Raw genomic sequence first — 15561 nt, forward strand, 5'->3', positions numbered from 1 at the left:
GAGCAAGCTTCGCTCCTACAGGTTACACAGCAGCCCTGTAGCCGCTGGCGTAGCCTGCGATCGAGGACAACGTCCTCGCAAAACCTGATAACGCGTCGTGCCAGGTACACCGCTTGCGGTGGCTGCGCCACCGATCGCAGCCTCGCCGGGGCTCGGCAGCGGCTACAGCGGCTACAGATGTACGGTGGGTTCTATATAAGGAGGCGTTCTGATGCGGATTGGATTGGTGGGGTACGGCCATGGCGGCCGACATTTTCACGCGCCGCTGATTGCCAGCCTGCCCGGCGCGACCTTGGTCGGGGTGGTTACCCTGTCGGCCGAGCGCCGGCAGTTGCTGGCGGCGGAGCATCCCGGGGTACGGGCTTTCGACAGCCTCTCGCAACTGGTGGCGGCCGGGGTCGACGGGCTGGTGATTTCCACGCCGCTGGAGGGCCGCGCGGCGTTGCTGCTGGAAGCCATCGAGCGTGGTATCCCGGTGGTCAGCGACAAGCCTTTCGCCAGCGACGTGGAACAGGCGAGGGCGCTGATCGAGGCCGCCGCAACCCGCCAGGTGCCACTGAGTGTGTACATGAACCGGCGCTGGGACTCGGACTTCCTCACCTTGCGCAAGCTGATCGATGCCGGCGCCCTGGGCAGCGTCAGCCGCTTCGAGTCGCGGGTCGAGCGCTATGTGCCGCAAGCCGTGGGCAATACCAGCGGCGGTGGCTTCTTGCGTGATCTGGGCAGCCATCTGGTGGACCAGGCCTTGCTGCTGTTCGGCCCGGTGACCCGGGTCTACGCCGAGCTGCAGTACGCGCCCCAGGCGCCGACCTGCGACTACGGGTTTTTCCTCGCCCTGAGCCATGCGGGCGGCGTGGTTTCCCATTTGTCCGGCAGCTGCCTGCAGAACGGCCCGGGGCCGCGCTTTCGGGTCAGCGGTTCGGCCGGCTGTTATACGGTCGAGGGCCTGGACGGCCAGGAGCAGGCGCTGGTCGCCGGCCTGTCGCCACAGACCGAGGGCGAGCACTGGGGCGTCGAGGAGCACCGGCGCTGGGGCTGGTTCGAACAGGGCGAGATCCGCGAACGGGTGGCCTCCGAGCGGGGCGACTGGTTGCAGTTCTATAGACAGTGGCAGGCGGCGCTGCAAGGGCAGGGACCGCTGCCGGTGGCACCGGCCGAGGCCCTGGCCACCACCCGCGTGCTGGACGCCGCGCGCCTGAGCTGGCGCCAGCGCCAGGTGGTGGAAATGGCCGATTTCCGGTTGCAGAATGAATTTGGAATAAAATTCTAAAATGAGTTGATATAGAAATTATTTTCCAATAAAGTCGTTTCCAGGTTGCCGACTAGCAGGATTTCACCGACTGACCTCAAGCCGTCTTGAGCCGAGTGAAAACCGCCAACAAAAACAAAACAGGTACCGTCGATGAAAACCTTCAGTTCCGTTGTGCACCTGCTGTGTCGCGCGCCGTTGCGCCGCCGCGGGCTGTCCCGCCAAGCACCCCTGCCTGTCCCTGTCTCCCAGCCCCTGGTCCGCCTGCTTTGCGTCGAACGCAAGGGCGCGCGGGTGGGCTGCATGCCCGGCGCGCCGATCGTGCGTCTGCCTCACTGAGTGGTTTCTGCGCCTTATCCATAAAACCTACAAGAACGTGGAGAAAGACCTTTCATGAAGACCAAGACCCGTTTTGCCACGCTCGCCCTGTCCCTGCTGCTGGGCAGCGGCACGGCGTTCGCCGACCTGAAGATCGGCGTGAGCATGTCGCAGTTCGACGACACCTGGCTGACCTACCTGCGCGAGTCCATGGACCAGAAAGCCAAGTCCCTGCCGGACGGCGTCACGCTGCAGTTCGAGGACGCCCGGGCCGACGTGGTCAAGCAGCTGAGCCAGGTGGAGAGCTTTATCAGCCAGAAGGTCGATGCCATCGTGGTCAACCCGGTGGACACCGCGGCGACCCGCAAGATCACCGAGGCGGCGGTCAAGGCCGGGATTCCGCTGGTCTACGTCAACCGCCGGCCGGACGACCTGGACCTGCCCAAGGGCGTGGTCACCGTGGCCTCCAACGACCTGGAGGCCGGGCAGATGCAGATGCAGTACCTGGCCGACAAGATGGGCGGCAAGGGCGAGGTGGTGATCCTGCTGGGCGACCTGGCGAACAATTCCACCACCAACCGCACCAAGGGCGTCAAGGAAGTGCTGGCCAAGTACCCGGGGATCAAGGTCGAGCAGGAACAGACTGGGATCTGGCTGCGGGACAAGGCCATGACCCTGGTCAACGACTGGCTGACCCAGGGCCGCAAGTTCGACGCGGTGGTGGCCAACAACGATGAGATGGCCATCGGCGCCGCCATGGCGCTGAAGCAGGCCGGGGTGGAGCAGGGCAGTGTGCTGATCGCCGGGGTCGACGGTACCCCCGATGGTCTGCGCGCGGTGCAGAAGGGCGACCTGGCGGTCTCGGTGTTCCAGGATGCCAAGGGCCAGGCCGACGGCTCGATCGACACCGCGGTGAAGATGGCCAGGCACGAGCCGGTGGAACAGGCGGTGTGGGTGCCTTATCGCCTGATCACCCCGGAAAACGTCACCCAGTTCAAATAAGCGCGTCCGTTCCATAACAACAATAAGCCGACGGGGTGGCCCGGCTGCCCCGCGGATGGAGTACCTGACCATGTTCGCTTCAGCGACTGCTTCGAGCATCCCGGCGGCGGCTGTGCAGCCCGCCGTCCCGTCTGCCCAGTCTGGGTCCGAACAGCAGCCCTACCTGCTGGAAGTCATCAACGTCAGCAAGGGCTTTCCCGGGGTTGTCGCCCTGTCCGATGTGCAGCTGCGGGTGCGTCCCGGCACGGTGCTGGCGCTGATGGGGGAGAACGGCGCGGGCAAGTCGACCCTGATGAAAATCATCGCCGGGATCTACCAGCCGGACGCCGGCGAGCTGCGGCTCAAGGGCCGGCGGGTGAATTTCGAGACGCCGCTGGCGGCCTTGCAGGCGGGGATCGCGATGATCCACCAGGAACTCAACCTGATGCCGCACATGAGCATCGCCGAGAACATCTGGATCGGCCGCGAACAGCTCAACGGCCTGCACATGATCGACCACCGCGAGATGCACCGCTGCACCGCGCTGTTGCTGGAACGCCTGCGCATCAACCTCGACCCCGAGGAACAGGTGGGCAACCTGAGCATCGCCGAGCGGCAGATGGTGGAGATCGCCAAGGCGGTGTCCTACGACTCCGACATCCTGATCATGGACGAACCGACCTCGGCCATTACCGAGAAAGAGGTGGCGCACCTGTTCTCGATCATTGCCGACCTCAAGGCCCAGGGTAAGGGCATCATCTATATCACCCACAAGATGAACGAAGTGTTCGCCATCGCCGATGAGGTGGCGGTGTTCCGCGACGGCGCCTACATCGGCCTGCAACGGGCCGACAGCCTGGACGGCGACAGCCTGATCTCGATGATGGTCGGCCGCGAGTTGAGCCAGCTGTTCCCGGTGCGCGAGAAGCCCATAGGCAATCTGTTGATGTCGGTGCGCGACCTGCGCCTGGACGGGGTGTTCGAGGGGGTGTCCTTCGACCTGCACGCCGGGGAGATTCTCGGCATCGCCGGGCTGATGGGGTCGGGCCGCACCAACGTGGCCGAGACGATTTTCGGCATCACCCCCAGCGACGGCGGCGAGATCCGCCTCGACGGCCAGCCGGTGCGCATCAGCGATCCGCACATGGCCATCGACAAGGGCTTTGCCCTGCTGACCGAGGACCGCAAGCTCAGCGGCCTGTTCCCCTGCCTGTCGGTCCTGGAAAACATGGAGATGGCAGTGCTGCCGCACTATGCCGGCAACGGCTTCATCCAGCAGAAGGCCTTGCGCGCCCTGTGCGAGGACATGTGCAAGAAGCTGCGGGTCAAGACCCCCTCCCTGGAGCAGTGCATCGACACCCTGTCCGGCGGCAACCAGCAGAAGGCCTTGCTGGCGCGCTGGCTGATGACCAACCCGCGGGTACTGATCCTCGACGAACCGACCCGCGGCATCGACGTCGGCGCCAAGGCCGAGATCTACCGGTTGATTGCCTGCCTCGCCGGCGAAGGCATGGCGGTGATCATGATTTCTTCGGAGCTGCCGGAAGTGCTGGGCATGAGCGACCGGGTGATGGTCATGCACGAGGGCGAGCTGATGGGCACCCTCGACCGTGGCGAAGCGACCCAGGAGAAGGTCATGCAACTGGCTTCCGGGATGTCCCTGGTCCACTAGCCGGCAAACGTATCAAGGCCGCCAGCGAGCTGTCTTCGCCGCCGGCCATACAAGAAGAAGGTGAAGGCTTATGAACGCGATACTGGAAAACAAACCCGCGGCGGCGCCAGCCAGAACGCGCCGGCGCCTGCCCACCGAACTGAGCATCTTCCTGGTGCTGATCGGCATCGGCCTGGTGTTCGAAGTGTTCGGCTGGATCGTGCGCGACCAGAGCTTCCTGATGAACTCCCAGCGCCTGGTGCTGATGATCCTGCAGGTGTCGATCATCGGCCTGCTGGCCATCGGCGTGACCCAGGTGATCATCACCACCGGCATCGACCTGTCGTCCGGCTCGGTGCTGGCGTTGTCGGCGATGATCGCCGCCAGCCTGGCGCAGACCTCGGACTTCACCCGCGCGGTGTTCCCGTCGCTGACCGACCTGCCGGTGTGGATACCGGTGGTGGCCGGGTTGGGGGTTGGGCTGCTGGCGGGGGCGATCAACGGCAGCATCATCGCCATGACCGGCATCCCGCCCTTTATCGCCACCCTCGGCATGATGGTCTCGGCGCGCGGCCTGGCGCGGTATTACACCGAAGGCCAGCCGATCAGCATGCTCTCGGATTCCTACACGGCCATCGGCCATGGCGCGATGCCGGTGATCATCTTCCTGGTGGTGGCGGTGATCTTCCATATCGCCCTGCGCTACACCAAGTACGGCAAGTACACCTACGCCATCGGCGGCAACATGCAGGCGGCGCGGACCTCGGGGATCAACGTCAAGCGCCATCTGGTGATCGTCTACAGCATCGCCGGGCTGCTGGCGGGGCTGGCCGGGGTGGTGGCCTCGGCGCGGGCGGCGACCGGGCAGGCGGGCATGGGCATGTCCTATGAACTGGATGCGATCGCCGCGGCGGTGATCGGCGGCACCAGCCTGGCCGGTGGCGTGGGGCGCATCACCGGCACCGTGATCGGCGCGCTGATCCTCGGGGTGATGGCCAGCGGTTTCACCTTCGTCGGCGTCGATGCCTACATCCAGGACATCATCAAGGGCCTGATCATCGTGGTGGCGGTGGTCATCGACCAGTACCGCAACAAGCGCAAGCTCAAGCGCTGAGCCCTGTGCTTCTTCTGTAGGAGCGAAGCTTGCTCGCGATGGACTGTCATGACACCGCGGTCAATCAGACATGACGCGTTATCATTGACCATCATCGCGAGCAAGCTCGCTTGTATGTCCTAAGGTAGGCCTGTCGGGGTGGAGGGACTTAACTCGCTTCTGCAAGCCAGACGGTAGGAGATTTCCCCACTCTCGCGTTCACCACAAGCGCCGATAAAGGAATCCATCGGCTTGAGCACCACCTCAAGACCGACCATATCTACAAGCCTGCGCCAAACGTGAGTCCCCGACAGGTCGTTTTATCTTGTCTGCAGGAGCGTCTCATGACAATACAAACCCCCATCATCGGCATCGATGTCGCCAAGGAAAACCTGAGCCTGTATCGCCTCGATACGCAGCAAAGCGCTACGTTGGCCAACGATCGACGCGCGATCGTGGCCTGGTTGAAAACATTGCCCGCAGACTGTGCCGTGGCCATCGAGGCCACCAGCACTTACCACGTCCTGCTGGCGGATCTGGCTTACCAATGTGGGCACAGGATCTATGTCATCGATGGCTACCGCCTGAGCAATTACCGCAAGGGGATCGGTGGCCGCGCCAAAACCGACCAGAGCGATGCCCGTTTGCTGGCGCGTTACCTGGCCCATGAGCAGAACCAGTTGCATCCCTGGAACCCCGCCTGCAAGGCTTATCGGCGCCTGCAACTGCTGCTGCGCCGGCGCGCCACGCTGGTCCGCAGCGCCACCGCCTTGCGCCTGAGTTTTGCTCAAGACCGGCAGATGGCCCGGGAGCTGAAACCGGTACTGGAGCGCATCAAACGCCTGGAACGGCGGCTTAACGAGCAAGTGCACAAGGCGTTGCAGGAGGCGGGCCTGGCTGAGCAGGCCAAGCGTTGCCAGGCGATCGAAGGCATCGGCCCGCTCACCGCCGCGGCCCTCAACCTGGCGTTCCTGCGAGGATCTTTCCGCAACAGCGATGCGTTCATCGCCTTCCTGGGCCTGGATGTGCGGGTCAAGGAATCCGGGCGCCACAGCGGTCGGCGCAAACTGAGCAAGCAAGGCGACTCGGAGATCCGTCGCCTGCTCCACAACGCCGCCATGGCGGCAAGCAGGACCACCGCCTGGCAACAGCGTTACCAGCAATACCTGCAACGCGGCCTGAAACGAACAGAAGCGCTGGTCATCCTCGCCCGCAAGTTGGCCCGTATCGCTTTCGCCCTGATGAAGACCCAACAACCGTATCGACCGGCGGTTGATACGGTTGGGTAGACATAGAATCTCCTACAGGGGAGATCGGGTATGCGCAATCCCGGCAGCGGCAGGCCTTTTTCGGGCCTGCCGCTGCCGTTTGTCTTCTAAAAGACCCCGGTCGATGGAATTTCTTGTTATAAACGCACTCCGATAACCGCCGCCAAAGCCAGCCCTGGCGGGCTTTCAGGGCTTGTCGGACACATTCGATGTCATTTCAGTTGCTGACGCCTTAAACGGGCCTTAGACTGCCGCCCCTCGTAAATTGAGTGCCGGGTGGCGCTTGGAATGTACGGCGCCTTTCCGATGCCCCGAAAGGGGGCACGGAAATCAGCTTTAATTCGCCTTAATGCACGTATTTTTTATAGAGAAATCAATGACAAAGGAAAAGTTGCTGGCCATGCCGGCGGATGACTACATGAACGCCGAGCAGCTGGCTTTTTTCACTGAGCTGTTGCAGGCCATGAAGGTCGAAACCCACGAGCGCATCGAACAGAACCGAATCGCCATTGAGAGCCTGGACACCCCGGCCGACCCTGCCGACGCGGCCTCCGTAGAGGAAGAGCGGACCTGGCTGGTCAACGCTATCGACCGCGACCAGCGCATGCTGCCGCAACTGGAGCAGGCCCTGGGCCGTATCGGCGACGACAGCTTCGGCTGGTGCGACGACAGCGGCGAGCCGATCGGCCTGAAACGCCTGCTGATCAGCCCGACCACCAAGTACTGCATCGAAGCCCAGGAACGTCACGAGCAGATCGACAAGCACCAGCGTCAGGCCTGATCGCCAAGACTTCTCCCCTCGCGGGCAAGCCCCACCCCAAGGTCGCCCCTGCGCCTGGGATGGCGGGCTTGCCCGCGAGTCGTTTGTGGGCGCCCTGAAAGCCCCGCGCATTTCTATTGATCTGCTGCAAACCTGCGACTAATGGACCATGGATAATGGCTTTTTAGTGGCGTTCAATGCAGAGCAAATAATTAGAACAGCGTGGGGTAATCCAGATGACGCAAGACGGATCTTTGTCGGCTGCCATTGCGCAACCGCTGCCAACAGCCCAAGCCACCCGGCGCTGGCAGGTTCCAGCCCTGCAAAGCAGCGCCTTGCTGCTGGTCTTGTATGGGCTGTCCCAGGGGCTGCTGGCCTTCTACCTTGCCGTGCCGCTGATGTTGCTGATTGTCTGGCTGCCGCGCCTGGCCAGGCCCAGGGCCGCAGCGCCGGCGAGCCATGTCGACAACGGCGAGATCGCCGCGCTGACCCGCGACCTGTCCTACAGCACCAGCCATAACGCACTGTCGGCCGCCGGCGTGGCCTATTCGGTCCGGCAACTGGCCGGGCGGGTGCAGTCGCAACTGGACTCGGCGGCGCGCATCGTCAGCAGCGCCGAGGCGATGATCCACACCGAGCAACTGGCCGCGCAGCTCAGCCAGCAGGCCCTGGGCGCCGCCAGCGAAGCCCATCGCAGCAGCGCCGAAGGCAGCGCGGTGCTGGACGAGTCCATCACCCGCATGCACCGCCTCAGCCAAAGCGCCAATGACAGCCGTGAACTGATCGAAGCCTTGAGCCAGCGCAGCGAAGACATCCAGCGGGTGGCGCTGGTGATCCAGTCGATCGCCAGCCAGACCAACCTGCTGGCGCTGAATGCCGCCATCGAGGCGGCGCGGGCCGGGGAGCATGGGCGCGGGTTCGCCGTGGTGGCCGATGAGGTGCGTGGCTTGGCCGGGCGCACGGCCACCGCCACCGACGAGGTCGGGGTGATGGTCGGCGATATCCAGCAGCGCACGGCCCAGGTGGTGGAGCAGATCCGCCAGCTGTCCAGCGACCTGAACACCGGGTTGGAGCAGGTCGAGTCCACCGGCCAGCATTTGCAGAACATCGCCCGGCTGGCGGCGGAGGTGGAAAGCCAGGTCGGCGAGATCGCCAGAGGCGCCGAGACCAACCGCCAGCAACTGGACAGCCTGTTCCATGCCGTGGAGCAGGTGCGCGGCGACCTGGCGGTGAGCGACCAGCAGACCCGCAGCCTGGCCGAGGCAGCGGTGCAGATGGAAGGGCAGGCGGAGATCATCAGCGAGCGCCTGGCGGCGGTCGGCCTGGACGACTATCACCAGCGCATCTACGACTTGGCCCAGGAAGGTGCGCGGCGCATCGCCGAGCAGTTCGAGGCGGACCTGGACGCCAGCCGCATCAGCTTTGACGAGCTGTTCGACCGCAGCTACCAGCCGATCGCCAATACCCAACCGGTGAAATACCAGACCCGCTTCGACCGCTATGCCGATCAGGTGCTGCCGGCGATCCAGGAACCGTTGCTGGCGCGGCACGAAGGCCTGGTGTTCGCCATCGCCTGCACGCCCCAGGGTTACGTGCCGACCCACAACAAGGTGTTCTCGCAGCCGCTGACCGGCGACCCGCAGCTGGATACCCTGCACAACCGCACCAAGCGCAAGTTCGAGGATCGCACTGGCATTCGCTGCGGCAGCCACCAGCAGCCGCTGTTGCTGCAGACCTACACCCGCGATACCGGCGAGCTGATGCACGACCTGTCAGTGCCGATCAGGGTCAAGGGCCGGCATTGGGGCGGCCTGCGCCTGGGCTACAAACCGGAGCAGGCCGTCGAGGCTGCGCGCGGCTGAGCCCGGGCAGGCCGGTCATTGTTACCGGCCCTGCAACGAAGCTGTGCAAGGGGTGGCTTTTTCCCAGTATTGGAACTCATTAGTATGAGCGACATTGTTAGCTGGCTAACTAGTTCCAGGAGAGGTCCTCATGCAAAGCAAAGTCGATGTCGCAGTGATGATTGGTAGCGGTGTACCGGCCACCTTTCGCGCGGTCGGGCTGAATGTGTGCTGGGTCGTGCTGGTCAATGGCGAGCGCCGCGGCGCGCCGTTCGCCAGCCGGGACGAAGCCGTGGAATGCCAGGCGTCCTGGCTGGCCCAGCTGGCACGGGACAGGGCCGGACACCCGGTGTTCAGCCGCTCGGCCTAATGGCGCTGATGCAGGCGCAGGTTGAGCTCGTCGACCACCCGCGCCCAATCGGCGTCTTCCTGCAATTGTTCCTTGAGAAAGGCCGCCTGCCGGGGCGTCCAGAAGTCGGCATCGATCATCCGCACGTCCTCGGGCAGTGGCGAATGTTGTTCGATGAACGCGTCGATGGCGCCCGGGTTGGAGTCCAGGCCGAGTGGGTCGAACAGCCCTTTGAGGTCGTGGGGCGGCGAGTCCATGTTGATCTCCTTCGATTGGCAATCCGGGCGTTGTCTTGTATCTGAGGCGCCGGGCAACCAGGCGTTCGATCGGCTTGACGGGCGCTCAGACCTCGCTGCCGATCACTGCGCTTTCGGCCTGGAACAGCGCCACCTGGGCCATCGACAAGGCGCTGCTGGCGGCCTGGGCCTGGGCCCGGGCGGCGGACAATGCCTGCATGTGCGCATCGGTTGCGCGGTGCCGGGCGGCGCTTTGTACCATCGCCAGGCGCTCGTTGGCCTTGCGCAGCCGTTGCTGCAATTGCTCGATCTGTTTGCGCAGCAGCTTGATGCGTTTCTTTTTCGCTTCGAGTACACCGTCGGGAACGGCGTTGCTCGCCCGGGTGAGCGCGGTGCGCAGGTCGAACGGATCGCTTGCCGGGCTTTCGCTGCCCGCCGCGCCTGGCAGGGCGAACTCGGCCAGGGACGGGAGGCGGGCAGGTGGGTTGAGGTCGATCATCATGGCGCTCTTTATCGGAAGGCTCGCCAATATGTCGGTCGGGCGCGGCAATCCTTTACCGCAGGCTCAGACGTTCAGGGCGCCCTGGTCGACGGCCTGCTTGAGGGCGCGGGCGGCTTCCTTGGCGGCGGCTTCGGCCAGTTCCGCGGTCTTGAACCAGCGGTCCTTCTCCACCTGGTGGCTGCGCACAGTGCGCAGCGGGGGCTTGGCGCGCATCACGATCACGGCCTGGAACTCACCCTCGACATCCCGGGCCTCGCCATGAATGAAAAACTCGCCTATATCGAATTCCGTCACGTCCGGCTTTCCCCTGGAAATTATGCGGCTGAAGCCTGCCGGTGGCTGGCTTCGAGGTCGCGGCAGTATGGCAGTTGTTGCCCGTCGATGGCTGAGTTAAGTCACGCAAGTGGCTGACCGGCACGCTGAAAGAGATTTTTTCAGCGATTTACTAACGCATGGGTTGCTCTGAATACATAAAGTTGCTCTAGAATTGCCCCGGCAGTCAGAGATTTGATGTTTACCTGCAGCACTCCCGTCCCATGAAGGGTGACGAAAGGATCGTGAGGTTTTCCGATCGACAGTGAGTGCGCAGCTTTCTCGGCGGGTCGGAACCACTTCTTCTGCGTTGATGCGGGCCAAACGGTCCGGTAAGTCCTTCCAATTTGTCCTGGGGAGGGGCGCTCCGGTGTTTGCGCCTACGCGTTGGCGGGTGGTGCTTTTTCGGATTGTTTTCATGTGGAGTCACGGCGCCGGTTCGGCCGCCTATTTCTGTTGTCCGTCGTTTATGCGGGCAGAGTCATTTTCAGTTTCGGGGATCTTTCCTTGGCAGTCAGTAATCTTGATATGCACGCATTGTTCGTCCTGGGCGACTTGCGCGCAAAGTTGGTCAAACAGTTCCAGTCACGTTTCGTCTACATCACCGAACAGACGCCGGAAGGCATTTACGTCGCCGAGATCGATACCGAGACGGCCCTGGTCGTGGACGACAAGCCACGCCTGGAACTCAAGGTCGGCGATCATTTCCGCGCGGCGGTCCTGCCCAGCCGTGAAGGCGGCAAGTTCGAAATCCGTTTTCGCGAGATCAAGCTGACCGTCTACGGCCTCGGCGAATACGCCTTTGTCAGCACCGCCGACGGCCACGCCATCCTGTTCAAGGAGGGCCACAGCGTGGTGACGGTGTTCGCCGCCAACCAGCAGTTGCAGGAAGGCCTGACCAAGACCCTGAAAGCCGTGACCGGCAAGGCCGCCAAATGGCGCAAGGGTGAACTGGTGAGCTTCAAGGCCAGCGAGTGAGCCGCGCCGAATTCCACCAGCAGCATCTTGTGCGCGCCCGCGCCGAGGCCCAGCGCCTGTTCGAACGCAAGGCCGTGCTGCAAGGCGCCTGGCTGGCCTGGGTGGCCTCGCAGCTGTATGTCTTGAAGCCGGCGGAATACGCCAGCATGGTGCGCCGCGAGTTGCAGCGCCTGCAGGAACAGGGCGAAAACTGAAGTCCCCCTCGAAAGCAGGAACCTCTACTACAGTCAGATGACTTAACTAGGCTCTGTACGAAAAGTGGCTGCGCGCTGGGCGCCTTCGGCGCTACGCAGGCTATGCTGCGTTAAAAACAGGCTCGGAATGCTCATGTAGGCCCCTAAAGTCGAACGCGACCCCGGCCGTTCCTCGCCTGTTTTGATTCGCTGCGCTCATCCTCCGGGCCAGCCTTCGGCTGTTACTCCCGTTGGTCGTTGCGCCTTGCCTGACCTTCGCTCGCCGACTTTTCGTACAGATCCTGTCAGAGGCTCGCGGTCCCCGATCGCGAGACCATCCTGCAACGCTGTGAACAGCCAAGGGGTACCAGGCATGAAAGGACTGCGGACACTGCTGGGCGGCGCGCTGCTCGGCTTCGGTATTTTGCTGGCGCCCGCCGGCGCTTGGGCGGCACCGGCGCCGATCCACTTCGCCGACCTGAACTGGGAAAGCGGCAGCCTGATCACCGATATCCTGCGCACCATCGTCGAGACGGGCTACGACCTGCCGACCGACACCTTGCCCGGCACCACCATCACCCTGGAAACCGCGCTGGCCAATAACGACATCCAGGTCATCGGCGAAGAATGGGCCGGACGCAGTCCGGTGTGGGTCAAGGCCGAGGCCGAGGGCAAGGTGGTGGCCCTGGGCGACACGGTGAAGGGCGCGACCGAAGGCTGGTGGGTGCCTGAATACGTGGTCAAGGGCGACCCGGCCAAGGGCATCAAGCCGCTGGCGCCGGGCCTGCGCAGCGTCACGGACCTCGCGCGTTACAAGGACGTGTTCAGGGACCCGGAAAGCCCGGGCAAGGGGCGTTTTCTCAACAGCCCCATCGGCTGGACCTCGGAAGTGGTGAACAAGCAGAAGCTCAAGGCCTATGGCCTGACCGACAGCTATGTGAATTTCCGCAGCGGTTCCGGCGCGGCGCTGGACGCCGAGATCACTTCATCGATCCGTCGCGGCCAGCCGGTCCTGTTCTACTACTGGTCGCCGACCCCGTTGCTCGGCCGCTTCAAGCTGATCCAGCTGCAAGAGCCGCCGTTCGACGCCGAGGCCTGGAAAACCCTGACCGATCCCGAGCATCCCAACCCACGTCCCACGCGTTCGCTGGCCTCGAAGCTGTCGATTGGCGTGTCCACACCGTTCCAGAAGCAGTACCCGCAGATCGCCGAGTTCTTCAGCAAGGTCGATTTGCCGATCGAGGCGCTGAACAAGGCGTTGGCCGAGATGAGCGAGAAGCACACGCCACCCCGGGAAGCGGCGCAGGCCTTTCTCAAGGCGCATCCGCAGGTATGGCGGGCGTGGCTGCCCGAGGATGTGGCGGACAAGGTCAGTGCCCGTCTGGACTGAGGGATTGCGGTGAGAGTGAGATCGCAATCGCGAGCAAGCTCGCTCCTGCAGAAACATACAGGCCCTGTAGCGAGCTTGCTCGCGATGCTTTTAGAAGCGGCTCTGCACCGCCAGTTCGAAGGTCCGTGGCGTACCCAGGTAGTAAGCCGGCGAGACATGGGCGAACTCGGCGTAGACCTCGTTGGTCAGGTTGCGCACCCGCCCGGTGATTGAGGTGTGGCTGTCGAGCTTGTAGGTGAGGAAGGTGCCGAACAGGGTGTAGGAGGGCACGGTCAGGGTGTTGGCCGTGTCGGCGTACACCGAGGCCACATGACGCGCATCGACCCCGGTCTGCCACTGCGGCGCCAGGTCATAGGTCAGCCACAGGTTGCCGACCCGGTCCGGCACGTTGGTCGGGGTATTGCCCTTGCGTGACACCACCACGCCCGCGGCGTTCTTCTCGGTGAACTCGTCGTACTGGGCATCGACCCAGGCGAAGTTGCCCTCGAGCAGCAGCTTCGGGGTGACCCGCAGCGAGCTGGCCACCTCGATGCCCCTGGAGGTCTGCTGGCCTACCGGGATGCTCAGGGTCGGGTCCAGCGGGTCGGTCACCGCGAAGTCCTTGCGCTCGATGCGGTAGGCCGCCAGGGTCGCCGAGCCGCGGCCGTCCAGGTAATCGAACTTGCTGCCCACTTCCCATTGCTTGCCCGTGGAGACATCGAAGTCCTGGGTGCTGTTGTTGGGCTGCTCGGCGGCGGTGCTGTACTGCACATAGACATTCGCACTCGGGAGAAACTGATAGCTCAGGCCGACCCGGCCGGTGACCGGTTCCCAACGGCGCTTGAGGTGCCGTGGGTTGCTCGCCGTCACCTGGCGGTGGTTGGTCACGTCCAGGTCGATGTCGTCGTAGCGCAGGCCGGCGAGCAGCGCCAGCTGGTCGGTCATGGCCAGGCGATTCTCGACGAACAGCGCCTGGGTGGTGACCGCGTTGGTCTTGTCGGCGACAAAACCCTGGCGGGTGCCCGGCAGGTCGTAGAAATGCCCCGGCTGGTAGTCGTTCGGGTCGACGCTGTTGGCCGCCTTGACGTTCAGCGGCGAGTTGGTGGTGCGGCTGACCTTGTACTCGAAACCGCCGGACCAGGTGCTGTCCAGGCCAAAGACCCGGGTGTCGTGGCGCAGCTCGAACTGGTTGCCGTTCTGCTCGCCCTGATGCCTTACCTGATAGGCCGTGGAGCGATTCACCGCGCTGTTGTCGGCGTTGTACTGGTAGGTCTCCAGGTTGCGGTAGTCGCGCTGGCTGTCCAGGTGATAGAGGGTGTTGCGCAGGCGGGTGCTGTCGTTGATCCGGTAGTCGACGATCGAGCGCACCCAGATCGTGCGCTGCTCGTAGCGGCCGTCCTCGACGTTGTAGTTGTTGAAGCGGTTGTGCCTGTCGATCTTCAGCTCGCCGGCCTTGGGGTTGAGCACCGGGGTGCCCCAGTACGGGCTGTCCTCGTGTTCGTCCTGGTATTCCACGGCCAGGGTGTGGGACAGGTCCGGCGTCAGGTCGCTGAGCAGGGAAAACGCCAGGCTCCAGGCATCGCGTTCCTGGCGGTCGATGTAGCCGTTGCTGGTGTTGTGGCTGACGTCGAGCCGGGCGTAGTGCTGCACCTCGTCGCCGACCTGGCTGAGGGCGTGGTCGAGGCCGAAGGCGGTTTCCGTGGTGTCGTAGCTGCCGTAGCTGACCCGGCCCTCGATGGCCCGCTCCTGGCGGTCGGCCAGCCTGGTCACGTAGTTCAGCGAACCGCCCACGGAGCCGGCGCCGTTGACCAGCGAGGAAGGGCCGCCGAGCAGTTCGACCCGGTCATAGATCCACGAATCCACCGGTCGCGCCAGGCCGCTGGACACGTTGATGCCATTGAACATCTGGGTGATCTGGCTGTTGCTGAAACCACGGTAGGAGACGAAGCCGCCGAACCCCGGCGGGGCGCTGGCGTTGACCCCGGGCAGGCTGTTGGCGGCGTCCTGGAAGTTCTGCGCGCCGCGCCGCTCGATGTCGTTACGCTTGGCCACCGCCACCGAGGCCGGGGTTTCACGGACGCTCAGGCCCAGGCGCGAGGCCATGCCGCTGGACTGGTCGAGGGCCAGGCCGGGTTCGACGGGCTGCTCGCCGTCGATGGTGATCGGTGCCAGGTCGACGCTCGATTGCGCCCAGGCGCTGACGGACAGGCAGCCGCACAGGCTGGCCAGCAGGGGAATGTGTTTCATCGGTACGTCCTGAATGCTTGGCTAGGAAGCAGCCCACGAACCAGGGGCAGTACGAAAAGTGGCTACGCGCTGGGCGCCTTCGGCGCTACGCCAAAACAGGCTCGTGCGCGAGTCCGATCGGCATGCTCATGCAGGCCCCCGCAGTCGGGCGCGACCCCGGCCGTTCCTCGCCTGCTTCGCTGCGCTCACCCTCCGGGCCAGCCTTCGGCTGTTAGTCCCGTTGGTCGTTGCGCT

The 15561-nt window shown here is 64.1% G+C and carries 15 protein-coding genes; 11 read left to right on the forward strand and 4 right to left on the reverse strand.

Annotated elements, in window-relative coordinates; genetic code table 11:
- Window positions 1-211 precede the first annotated feature (211 nt).
- The 8 genes from IF690_RS12715 (at window position 212) to IF690_RS12750 (ending at window position 9531) form a co-directional block, all read left to right on the forward strand.
- A complete protein-coding gene (locus IF690_RS12715) occupies window positions 212-1270 on the forward strand; it encodes a Gfo/Idh/MocA family protein (RefSeq protein WP_202700333.1) in 1059 nt (352 codons plus the stop codon).
- 372 nt (window positions 1271-1642) lie between these two features.
- A complete protein-coding gene (locus tag IF690_RS12720) occupies window positions 1643-2569 on the forward strand; it encodes a sugar ABC transporter substrate-binding protein (RefSeq protein ID WP_202700334.1) in 927 nt (308 codons plus the stop codon).
- A gap of 70 nt (window positions 2570-2639) precedes the next feature.
- On the forward strand, window positions 2640-4220 hold the full coding sequence (locus IF690_RS12725) for a sugar ABC transporter ATP-binding protein (protein ID WP_202700335.1): 1581 nt from the start codon (window positions 2640-2642) through the stop codon (window positions 4218-4220).
- A 70-nt stretch (window positions 4221-4290) separates the two neighbouring features.
- The gene (locus tag IF690_RS12730) at window positions 4291-5313 is read left to right on the forward strand and encodes an ABC transporter permease (protein WP_202700336.1); all 1023 of its coding nucleotides are present in this window, start codon (window positions 4291-4293) and stop codon (window positions 5311-5313) included.
- Between the two features lie 323 nt (window positions 5314-5636).
- Window positions 5637-6581: an IS110 family transposase gene (locus IF690_RS12735; protein WP_202700337.1), complete on the forward strand. Its 945-nt coding sequence runs from the start codon at window positions 5637-5639 to the stop codon at window positions 6579-6581.
- Window positions 6582-6936: 355 nt separating this feature from the next.
- Window positions 6937-7341 (forward strand): TraR/DksA family transcriptional regulator, encoded by a 405-nt coding sequence (locus IF690_RS12740; protein WP_007923643.1) that lies wholly within the window; start codon window positions 6937-6939, stop codon window positions 7339-7341.
- 602 nt (window positions 7342-7943) lie between these two features.
- Window positions 7944-9182, forward strand: a complete 1239-nt coding sequence (locus IF690_RS12745; RefSeq protein WP_502710180.1) for a methyl-accepting chemotaxis protein — start codon at window positions 7944-7946, stop codon at window positions 9180-9182.
- 130 nt (window positions 9183-9312) lie between these two features.
- The gene (locus IF690_RS12750; protein WP_202700339.1) at window positions 9313-9531 is read left to right on the forward strand and encodes a hypothetical protein; all 219 of its coding nucleotides are present in this window, start codon (window positions 9313-9315) and stop codon (window positions 9529-9531) included.
- On the opposite strand, the gene IF690_RS12755 is transcribed toward IF690_RS12750, so the two are convergent.
- The 3 genes from IF690_RS12755 to IF690_RS12765 form a co-directional block, all read right to left on the reverse strand.
- Window positions 9528-9767, reverse strand: coding sequence for a DUF2789 domain-containing protein (locus IF690_RS12755; protein WP_202700340.1), 240 nt, complete (start codon window positions 9765-9767; stop codon window positions 9528-9530). The genes IF690_RS12750 and IF690_RS12755 overlap by 4 nt on opposite strands.
- Before the next feature lie 85 nt (window positions 9768-9852).
- The gene (locus IF690_RS12760; protein WP_202700341.1) at window positions 9853-10245 is read right to left on the reverse strand and encodes a hypothetical protein; all 393 of its coding nucleotides are present in this window, start codon (window positions 10243-10245) and stop codon (window positions 9853-9855) included.
- A 66-nt stretch (window positions 10246-10311) separates the two neighbouring features.
- Window positions 10312-10542, reverse strand: coding sequence for a hypothetical protein (locus IF690_RS12765; RefSeq protein ID WP_202700342.1), 231 nt, complete (start codon window positions 10540-10542; stop codon window positions 10312-10314).
- Between the two features lie 546 nt (window positions 10543-11088).
- Between IF690_RS12765 and IF690_RS12770 the strand changes: the two genes are divergently transcribed.
- The 3 genes from IF690_RS12770 to IF690_RS12780 all read left to right on the forward strand — a co-directional run bounded on the left by IF690_RS12770 (window position 11089) and on the right by IF690_RS12780 (window position 13101).
- A complete protein-coding gene (locus IF690_RS12770; RefSeq protein ID WP_031286381.1) occupies window positions 11089-11538 on the forward strand; it encodes a hypothetical protein in 450 nt (149 codons plus the stop codon).
- A complete protein-coding gene (locus IF690_RS12775) occupies window positions 11535-11732 on the forward strand; it encodes a hypothetical protein (protein ID WP_202700343.1) in 198 nt (65 codons plus the stop codon). Before IF690_RS12770 ends, IF690_RS12775 begins: the two co-directional genes overlap by 4 nt.
- 352 nt (window positions 11733-12084) lie before the next feature.
- Window positions 12085-13101, forward strand: coding sequence for an ABC transporter substrate-binding protein (locus IF690_RS12780; RefSeq protein WP_202700344.1), 1017 nt, complete (start codon window positions 12085-12087; stop codon window positions 13099-13101).
- A 90-nt stretch (window positions 13102-13191) separates the two neighbouring features.
- On the opposite strand, the gene IF690_RS12785 is transcribed toward IF690_RS12780, so the two are convergent.
- The gene (locus IF690_RS12785; protein ID WP_202700345.1) at window positions 13192-15327 is read right to left on the reverse strand and encodes a TonB-dependent receptor; all 2136 of its coding nucleotides are present in this window, start codon (window positions 15325-15327) and stop codon (window positions 13192-13194) included.
- Between the last annotated feature and the right edge of the window lie 234 nt (window positions 15328-15561).

Origin of the sequence: Pseudomonas sp. SK3(2021) (assembly GCF_016772375.1) — a bacterium.
Classification (GTDB): Bacteria; Pseudomonadota; Gammaproteobacteria; order Pseudomonadales; family Pseudomonadaceae; genus Aquipseudomonas; species Aquipseudomonas chlororaphis_I.

What these genes read in the sequence shown, in the direction of transcription:
- IF690_RS12715 (WP_202700333.1), top strand. Translation starts at nt 212, where the DNA reads ATGCGGATTGGATTGGTGGGGTACGGCCATGGCGGCCGACATTTTCAC.
- IF690_RS12720 (WP_202700334.1), top strand. Translation starts at nt 1,643, where the DNA reads ATGAAGACCAAGACCCGTTTTGCCACGCTCGCCCTGTCCCTGCTGCTG.
- IF690_RS12725 (WP_202700335.1), top strand. Translation starts at nt 2,640, where the DNA reads ATGTTCGCTTCAGCGACTGCTTCGAGCATCCCGGCGGCGGCTGTGCAG.
- IF690_RS12730 (WP_202700336.1), top strand. Translation starts at nt 4,291, where the DNA reads ATGAACGCGATACTGGAAAACAAACCCGCGGCGGCGCCAGCCAGAACG.
- IF690_RS12735 (WP_202700337.1), top strand. Translation starts at nt 5,637, where the DNA reads ATGACAATACAAACCCCCATCATCGGCATCGATGTCGCCAAGGAAAAC.
- IF690_RS12740 (WP_007923643.1), top strand. Translation starts at nt 6,937, where the DNA reads ATGACAAAGGAAAAGTTGCTGGCCATGCCGGCGGATGACTACATGAAC.
- IF690_RS12745 (WP_502710180.1), top strand. Translation starts at nt 7,944, where the DNA reads ATGATCCACACCGAGCAACTGGCCGCGCAGCTCAGCCAGCAGGCCCTG.
- IF690_RS12750 (WP_202700339.1), top strand. Translation starts at nt 9,313, where the DNA reads ATGCAAAGCAAAGTCGATGTCGCAGTGATGATTGGTAGCGGTGTACCG.
- IF690_RS12755 (WP_202700340.1), bottom strand. Translation starts at nt 9,767, where the DNA reads ATGGACTCGCCGCCCCACGACCTCAAAGGGCTGTTCGACCCACTCGGC.
- IF690_RS12760 (WP_202700341.1), bottom strand. Translation starts at nt 10,245, where the DNA reads ATGATCGACCTCAACCCACCTGCCCGCCTCCCGTCCCTGGCCGAGTTC.
- IF690_RS12770 (WP_031286381.1), top strand. Translation starts at nt 11,089, where the DNA reads ATGCACGCATTGTTCGTCCTGGGCGACTTGCGCGCAAAGTTGGTCAAA.
- IF690_RS12780 (WP_202700344.1), top strand. Translation starts at nt 12,085, where the DNA reads ATGAAAGGACTGCGGACACTGCTGGGCGGCGCGCTGCTCGGCTTCGGT.
- IF690_RS12785 (WP_202700345.1), bottom strand. Translation starts at nt 15,327, where the DNA reads ATGAAACACATTCCCCTGCTGGCCAGCCTGTGCGGCTGCCTGTCCGTC.